The sequence below is a fragment of the Shewanella sp. GutDb-MelDb genome (assembly GCF_002836075.1).
In the GTDB taxonomy this organism is placed as follows: Bacteria; Pseudomonadota; Gammaproteobacteria; order Enterobacterales; family Shewanellaceae; genus Shewanella.
In genome coordinates, this window is the sequence record NZ_PJBM01000215.1 from 1 (window position 1) to 7271 (window position 7271).

The 7271-nt window shown below is 41.8% G+C and carries 5 protein-coding genes and 1 pseudogene; 5 read left to right on the top strand and 1 reads right to left on the bottom strand.

The features are described 5' to 3' along the window. Positions 1-377 precede the first annotated feature (377 nt). The 4 genes and pseudogenes from CXF82_RS10505 to CXF82_RS10520 form a co-directional block, all read left to right on the top strand. Complete coding sequence (locus CXF82_RS10505; protein ID WP_101090260.1) at positions 378-572, top strand: hypothetical protein; 195 nt, start codon at positions 378-380, stop codon at positions 570-572. Further along, the gene (locus CXF82_RS10510; protein WP_102044165.1) at positions 569-1687 is read left to right on the top strand and encodes an HNH endonuclease; all 1119 of its coding nucleotides are present in this window, start codon (positions 569-571) and stop codon (positions 1685-1687) included. Before CXF82_RS10505 ends, CXF82_RS10510 begins: the two co-directional genes overlap by 4 nt. A gap of 157 nt (positions 1688-1844) precedes the next feature. After that, positions 1845-2933, top strand: coding sequence for a flavin-containing monooxygenase (locus tag CXF82_RS10515; RefSeq protein ID WP_102044166.1), 1089 nt, complete (start codon positions 1845-1847; stop codon positions 2931-2933). 227 nt (positions 2934-3160) lie between these two features. Beyond that, a pseudogene (locus CXF82_RS10520) lies at positions 3161-3382 on the top strand (prolyl oligopeptidase family serine peptidase); the annotation flags it as partial. 163 nt (positions 3383-3545) lie between these two features. Here the strand turns inward: CXF82_RS10520 and CXF82_RS10525 are convergent. Further along, positions 3546-5150 carry an ABC-F family ATPase gene (locus CXF82_RS10525; protein WP_102039862.1) on the bottom strand — a complete coding sequence of 535 codons (1605 nt, stop codon included), beginning with the start codon at positions 5148-5150 and terminating at the stop codon, positions 3546-3548. 316 nt (positions 5151-5466) lie between these two features. Between CXF82_RS10525 and CXF82_RS10530 the strand changes: the two genes are divergently transcribed. After that, positions 5467-5967 carry a VF530 family protein gene (locus CXF82_RS10530; RefSeq protein WP_101090256.1) on the top strand — a complete coding sequence of 167 codons (501 nt, stop codon included), beginning with the start codon at positions 5467-5469 and terminating at the stop codon, positions 5965-5967. The last annotated feature ends 1304 nt before the right edge of the window (positions 5968-7271 follow it).

Sequence of the window (7271 nt, forward strand, 5' to 3'; positions counted from 1 at the left end):
CACCGAGTTTGGGCAGCTGTTTCACGGCCCCGTCGGGACGTTGCAAGAGCTCAGCAGCTACTGTGAACACTTAGATAAACGTCGACGGCACTTTTCAAATAGTTGTCAGTATATGCAAGTAGGCTAAGCTAAAGGCCGTAACTTCAAGAGCACTTTCCTCTGTTAATGCACAGGGTTAACAATCCACGCCTTAAAACTCACTAATCTCTGTTAATTCACTTCTTTCCCGGCATCTATTCGCGCCACTTTTGTTGAAAATGGTTCAAGTACTTCTTTGATATACGTCAATCGTTGATATTGGTTTTTAAACTGGTTATGTTATTGATTAATAATGGCTGGCAATAATTATTTATGGCCCCAGTAGTGATGAGCGAGAGATGTATTCAGTCAGTATTAAAGAGTTAGAAGCGTTAAGTCTGAGATCAGGGCTCAAAATTCTTGATAAAGCTTTAGCCGTAGTTGATAAATTAGGCCGAAAAGAAGTACGCTGGCACACTGTAGTGTTAAGCAAATTCGACAACCAACGACCGATTTCTCTTGGCGATGATTTACTTAGTGGTGAACCAATATGACTCAAGCTGCAACAGATGATGTAGCTGCACAGTTGCAAGTAGATTTTATTGCCTATCTGCAACGGTTACTTGTAGAAGGAGACTTTGCCGCCACATACAAGTTTGCGTTGTTACATGCACTTGCTGATATTTGTATTGAGCGACCGTTACAAGGTGAGTTTTCCGCTAATCAGCAACAGGTTCAATTAGACGGTGTTATAGCCATCGATGAGTTAGTTGAGAAATTCATTGACCTTTATTGGCAACATTCATTGCCCTACAGCGGTAAAAACAACAACCAGTTTATTCTTTTACAAAATGCAGGTTTGCAGTCAGCATTGATTAACAGCTTGGCTGATTTTCGCAATCGAGGTGTAACAAGTCTTGCTGAATTAAAAAAACATGAAGATTGGTGCAAGCTCATGAGTAAAACGCGCAGGACGTTTAAAGACGGCCCTCTTTGGCGGTTACAGCTTCTGGCTGGTAAAGAAGTTTGCTTCTATTATCCGCACCAAAAATCTAGAGATTACATTGAGTTAAACCCTGGAGTTGCGTTTTGTTTTCGGCGTTTCTACGATTTGGTAATCTCGCTTTCAAGAACCCATTGGACACAAAAGGTGAGTAACTTTCCTACTAATATTCAGTTGTTTGGCGGGCAAAGTGATGTGTCAAATTTTTTGTTTGGTAAAGAACGTAATGCGCTGATTAAAGTTAGGCCCGTATTGCATCAGATCCAGCAAGGTAATTGCTTTTACTGCAAAAAACCGTTAAAGGAAGCTGGTGAGGTTGATCACTTCATTCCTTGGGCGCGTTATCCAAACGATCTTGGGCATAATTTTGTCTTAGCGCATCGGGTCTGCAACAACGCTAAGCGTGACCATTTAGCGGCACAACAGCATAAAGATCGTTGGTTTGAACAAAATATTATCTGCAATGATAAAACGATCACTTCAGCGCTAGGGCAGTATTTTATTTGCGAGAGCCAACGTTCAGAGGCTATTGCAGCATGGGCTTATCAATCAGCAATACAAAGTCATTCATTGCTTTGGTTATCAGGGAGAGAATTCGAAGCCATCAGTGATACAAAGGGCGGAATAGACAGTGAGCAAGGGTTACTTGATATGCCACATGAGTAGGACTTGAGTAAATCCATAAATTGTTAGGATTACTGTACTTATTGTCTTACTTCAGTGTGATGTCTTAAATCCAGCATTATCCAAAACACGAATAGTCAGATTCGGTTGCTACGATCTGTTAGAATACCGCGCATAATAATAAGAACTTATGGGATTTATGAAAGAATTTATCATCATTGGCGCTGGTCAGTCTGGGCTGGCAATGGCTTATAACTTATCCCAAACGAATAAAGATTACCTGATTTTAGACGCCAATGAGCACATTGGTGCGCCTTGGTTGAAGCGCTGGGATTCGTTAAAACTGTTCACTCCTACCGAATATAACCATCTCCCGGGCATGTTATTTCCATTTCCTAAAGGCTACTACCCCAATAAATATGAAGTGGCAGATTATCTAAAAAGTTATGTTGAAAAATTCTCGATCCCGATTGAATTTAATCAAAGAATAACTTCAGTAAAAAAAGTGAATGGTATTTTTGAAATAACCAGTGCCACGGGTAGCTACAAGGCTAAACAGGTTGTTATAGCCACTGGTCCCTTCCATACGCCTTTTACGCCCCCTTGCCACGCTGATATCGCTGAGAATGTGGTTCAATTACACAGTGAACACTATAAAAGTCCTGAACAGCTACAAGATGGTGATTGTTTAGTGGTTGGTGCTGGTGACTCTGGGGTGCAAATTTTATCAGAAATTGCCGAGACGGGACGCACAGTGCATTTCTCTGGAACGGATAAAATCACTGCGATCCCACAATCATTTTTAGGTAAAACCTTATGGTGGTGGTTCACTAAAATCGGCTTTTTATCGGTGACACGCTTTAGCAAGATGGGTAAATGGTTGAGCAAAGGTGTGCAGCCAGTGATTGGTACTGACGTGAAGTCACTGCTGGCAAAAGATAATGTTATCCATATGGGCAGAACATTGTCAGCAGACAAAAACAGTATTAAGTTTCAAAAAGGTAGCATCAGTAGTATCAAAAATATTATCTGGGCGACAGGATTCAAACCTAACTTTTTTTGGATTGAAGATATCACTTTTGATGAGACGAACTACCCGAGTAATTATCGAGGAGTGAGCAATGATGTTGAAGGATTATATTTTATTGGGCTTCCTTGGCTGTATACCCGAGGTTCGGCAACATTGGGTGGTGTATGGAAAGATGCACAATACTTGATGACCCATATCCAGAAAAACCAAACTAGCGGTATAGCTGACCCAAGTGCTGAGCTGGTTGAGGTGGGTTAAGAAAAGTGGATGACTGCGACACTGTTATCATCATTTAACTTACACCTAAGCGACCCAATAACTTCCAGCCTTACTTCACGCGCCTTACATCAGGCGCGTTTGATTATTCCTTACCTGCTTATTTCCTTTCATACTTTCAAACGATTCTGATCGTTGGCCTTTGAGCAAGTCTGCTATTAAGTTAAGCATTGCACTCCAAAATTGATAAAGCCTAATGTTGTTGCCTTAACGAACGGATCCCCAGTTACGGTAAGACATTTTTCTATTTAGATGATAAACGTCATGGTGAGGACGATCTGCAAGATGTGGTGTACAACAAAAGTCCCTACAGACTCAGATTGGGTGGATGCGGATAAGATTGGCGTTATGGCAGACTATTATGGTGGTTACCTAACGATGGCCGCTATGGCGTTACAGATGAGTTTAAAGTGGGGATCAATATTTTTGGTGATCAGGTTAAAAGTCCGGTACTACTGCTAGTTGTAGTGCTGAGTATAAGTGATGCTCGATAAACATTAAGAAGGCGGGTCAGTTATACAAAAAGGCCATTTGATTACTCAAATGGCCTTTTCTTTACGCTTTTATCAACACTGATGAGTGCTGATGTTTAGGCTATTTATTTACTAATGCTTCGGCTTGGCTCGACATGTATTCGTCGAAAGTACCGTGGAAGTTGACCAAGTGTTTGTCTTTCACATCGATGATACGAGTTGCAAGTGATGACACAAACTCTCTATCGTGGCTGACGAAAATCAAGGTGCCTTCGAAATCTTTAAGCGCGTTGTTTAGCGCCTCAATGGCTTCCATGTCCATGTGGTTAGTCGGTTCGTCCATGACGAGCACATTGACATCCATCATCATTAACTTACCAAACAACAGACGGTTCTTCTCACCACCTGAGCAGTTACGGGCTTTTTTGTTGGCATCGTCTTCAGTAAAGAGTAGACGACCTAACATGCCACGAACCGAAAGGTCGTTATGCTTTGGTGTACGCCACTGCGACATCCAATCAAATAGAGTGAAGTCGTTATCAAAATCAGCGCTGCTGTCTTGTGGGCAGTAACCGATAGCAGCATTTTCAGACCACTTAATGACACCGGAATTGTGTGTTAGTTGATTAACTAAACAACGAAGTAGGGTTGTTTTACCCACGCCGTTCTCACCAATAACCGCTAACTTAGCGCCAGCTTCAAGAATGAGCTCGCCGCCTTGGAATAGTGTGTTGCCGTCAAAACCGTGGCTTAGTTCTTCAATCACTAGCGCTTGGCGATGCATTTTCTTACTTTCTTCGAAGCGTAATGACGGTGTCATACGACTCGATGATTTAACGTCATCCAGAGAAATCTTATCTAATTTCTTAGCACGAGAGCTGGCTTGCTTTGCTTTAGATGCGTTAGCACCAAAGCGGTTAACGAAGTCTTGCAGCTCTGCCATTTCGGCACTCTTCTTCGCGTTACCCGCGAGCAGTTGCTCTTGGATAAGGCCAGCAGCGTCGAGGAAGTACTCATAGTTACCTGGGTAAACGCGAAGTTCACCGTAATCGATATCAGCCATGTGAGTACAGACAGTGTTTAAGAAATGTCTGTCATGCGAGATGATGATCATGGTGCACTTACGTTTGTTCAGCTCATCGGCTAACCAACTAATGGTATGAATATCCAAGTTGTTGGTAGGCTCATCGAGCAACAAAATATCAGGATTTGAAAACAATGCTTGTGCAAGTAACACACGCAGTTTTTTACCCGGTGCAACTTGGCTCATTAAGCCAAAGTGATACTCTTCTTCAATACCCGCTTCAAGTAAGATTTCGCCAGCGCGACTTTCTGCACTGTAACCGTCCATTTCAGCAAACTCGCTTTCAAGCTCGCCGACTTTCATGCCATCAGCTTCGGTCATGTCAGGCAAAGAGTAGATACGTTCACGCTCTTGCTTTACTTCCCACAGTTTTGGATCGCCTTGAATTACAGCATCGATAACGCTGTATTGCTCAAAAGCGAACTGATCTTGGCTTAGGGTACCGACTTTTTGGCCTGGTGTGATTGACACGTTGCCAGATGTCGGTGCAAGTTCCCCACTGAGGATCTTCATAAAGGTTGACTTACCACAGCCGTTTGCACCGATTAAACCGTAACGGTTGCCGTTGCCAAATTTTGCGGAAATGTTTTCAAACAATGGCTCTGGGCCGAACTGCATGGTGATGTTTGCGGTAGAGATCAATGGAATATCCTGAAAGGTTAAGTATTCAAAGCTAAGCAGATAACCGCCACCCTAAAATAAGGCGAGCGTTTGCATAGGTAAAACAGGCGCGGATTATACAGAAATAGGTGCTCATATGTCGAGCAAGCAATTAATTAAAACGGTTTATTTGTCCTGTTTTGCGTGCTTTTATCAAAAAATGGATGGCTTAGCGGATTTGAACGGGTGATATCGGTATTTTCTTGTTATTATTAACGGAATATTTTGGCCATTACAAAAATGGCCTCGTTAGTTATCTAACGATTTTGTACATTATCAGCGATTTTTTGGACACCCCATGATTGAACATCAACAGAACAACCCATTGCACGGCCTAAAACTTGAAACTATGGTGACAGAGCTTGTCGAATTTTACGATTGGAAAATCCTCTATGCGGCCATTCGCTTAGAGTGTTTTAACTCTAATCCTAGTATGCCTGCTTGTAATAAGTTCCTTAAGAAGACTGAATGGGCGAGGGAGCGTGTTGAGGCCTTTTATCTTTATCGCTTCAAACGTATGCCTAAAGGCAGCGAATCGCAATTTGATCTTAAGCCGCGTGAGCGTGGGTTTGCAGATGGTATTGTGCCACGTAAGCCGCAAGAGTTAACCATTGAGTTGATTGAAGAGATGCGCGTTAAAGCTACGGCTGATTACGAAGCGATGAAACAGAACAAGGGCAGTCGCCCAAGTTACGGTAAAGATAAACCTAAAGCGCAAGATTCTTACGCGCAGAACAGCCGTAAAGACAGTAATCGACCTGCACCGTCACAAGATCCGACTAACCCTTGGGGTAAGTAATCTTTTAGGTCTGTTATTTTAGGACGGGTTCGTACAGAACACGTACTTGAACTGAACAACATCTAGTTTATCGTCTCAATGGTAAACTAGGTGTTGGCTTTAGGCTAAACGCTTATAATATTCATACTTTTCAAACCGAGTATCCTTAAACGGGTATTGCGGCGCCGACAATGTCGTATATTTTCCTTCACTCTTCATACCCCAGTTTAATCGCAGTATCTCCCTAATGTAATATAGCCAGTATTAACTTTAGTCACTTTTCTCGTTATCCAACCTGAGCAAGTTAGCTACTTTTGTCTTTTATGGATTCAATCTATTGCGCTGCTTTATATCTTTCTAAGTCAGTATCTGCACATTCTGTGGCAATTCAAAGTGCAAAGTTAAAAGTCATATAGGCAAGAACCAGTATTATCACCCAGTGCCGATTAATGGCAGCTATTTGCTGAATCCATTAACTCATGCAATACAGAGATCCACCATTTCCATGTGGCCGTATATGTTTTAAGCCAATCATTATTAATGCGTTGATCTCGATAGAGGATATTGAGTCCTATCTTGTATGTAACAGCAGCGTTTAACCCTCTATTTGATATCAGGCACACCGGCGTGTGGTTCTAAGACATTTTTATCTGTGGGGTGCATTGACTCAAAAATGGATCTGGATTTTACATCAAGGCTGCTTGGATCAAAAAATGAGACGCGCAGAACTGGCACTTCTATAGACTGGCTTTATAGCTGTGTTGATCATTATGGCGCTGAAAAAAGGGCTTTGTTTAAGTGTTATTGATTAAGACATCAGACAGAGTAGGTGAGCCGTTACAGGATTTTCGATATTAACACCGTTGTCCGCGGGTCAATGTATTGATGTGTTTTGGCTTTGAGAGCAGGATGAATCTATTTAGAGCTGAGTCCTATCTTGAAAAACACCGGGCTTCTATGGCATTCTTCTATTTTTGTGAATCTCTGTGGGTAGATCCGTGAATGGTATTGTAAATAATTAGGAATCGTTGAGTCTGATTTTTATCTACGAGGCGATTTTAGGCGCTTATCATAGCAACATTTAGCACGGTGTTATTGCTGCCATCAAATTATTGTTTATAGAGCTAAAATTTAGACACAAAAAAACCAGCTTCAGCTGGCCTACTAGTCGATATAAAATTGGTTGCGGAAACTTGATTACTTTTTATAAAAGAGCAGGGCAATAACCTTCGCCAGTCTTTTAATAAAGCGTTGAGTCCGAGTAGCTTTTATACTGCTCCATCCCGTGTCATATCTACGCTAATAATTATTTTAATTCTACTATC

Excerpts from the sequence above, each read along its gene's own strand:
- CXF82_RS10505 (WP_101090260.1), top strand. The coding sequence starts at position 378 with ATGTATTCAGTCAGTATTAAAGAGTTAGAAGCGTTAAGTCTGAGATCA.
- CXF82_RS10510 (WP_102044165.1), top strand. The coding sequence starts at position 569 with ATGACTCAAGCTGCAACAGATGATGTAGCTGCACAGTTGCAAGTAGAT.
- CXF82_RS10515 (WP_102044166.1), top strand. The coding sequence starts at position 1,845 with ATGAAAGAATTTATCATCATTGGCGCTGGTCAGTCTGGGCTGGCAATG.
- CXF82_RS10530 (WP_101090256.1), top strand. The coding sequence starts at position 5,467 with ATGATTGAACATCAACAGAACAACCCATTGCACGGCCTAAAACTTGAA.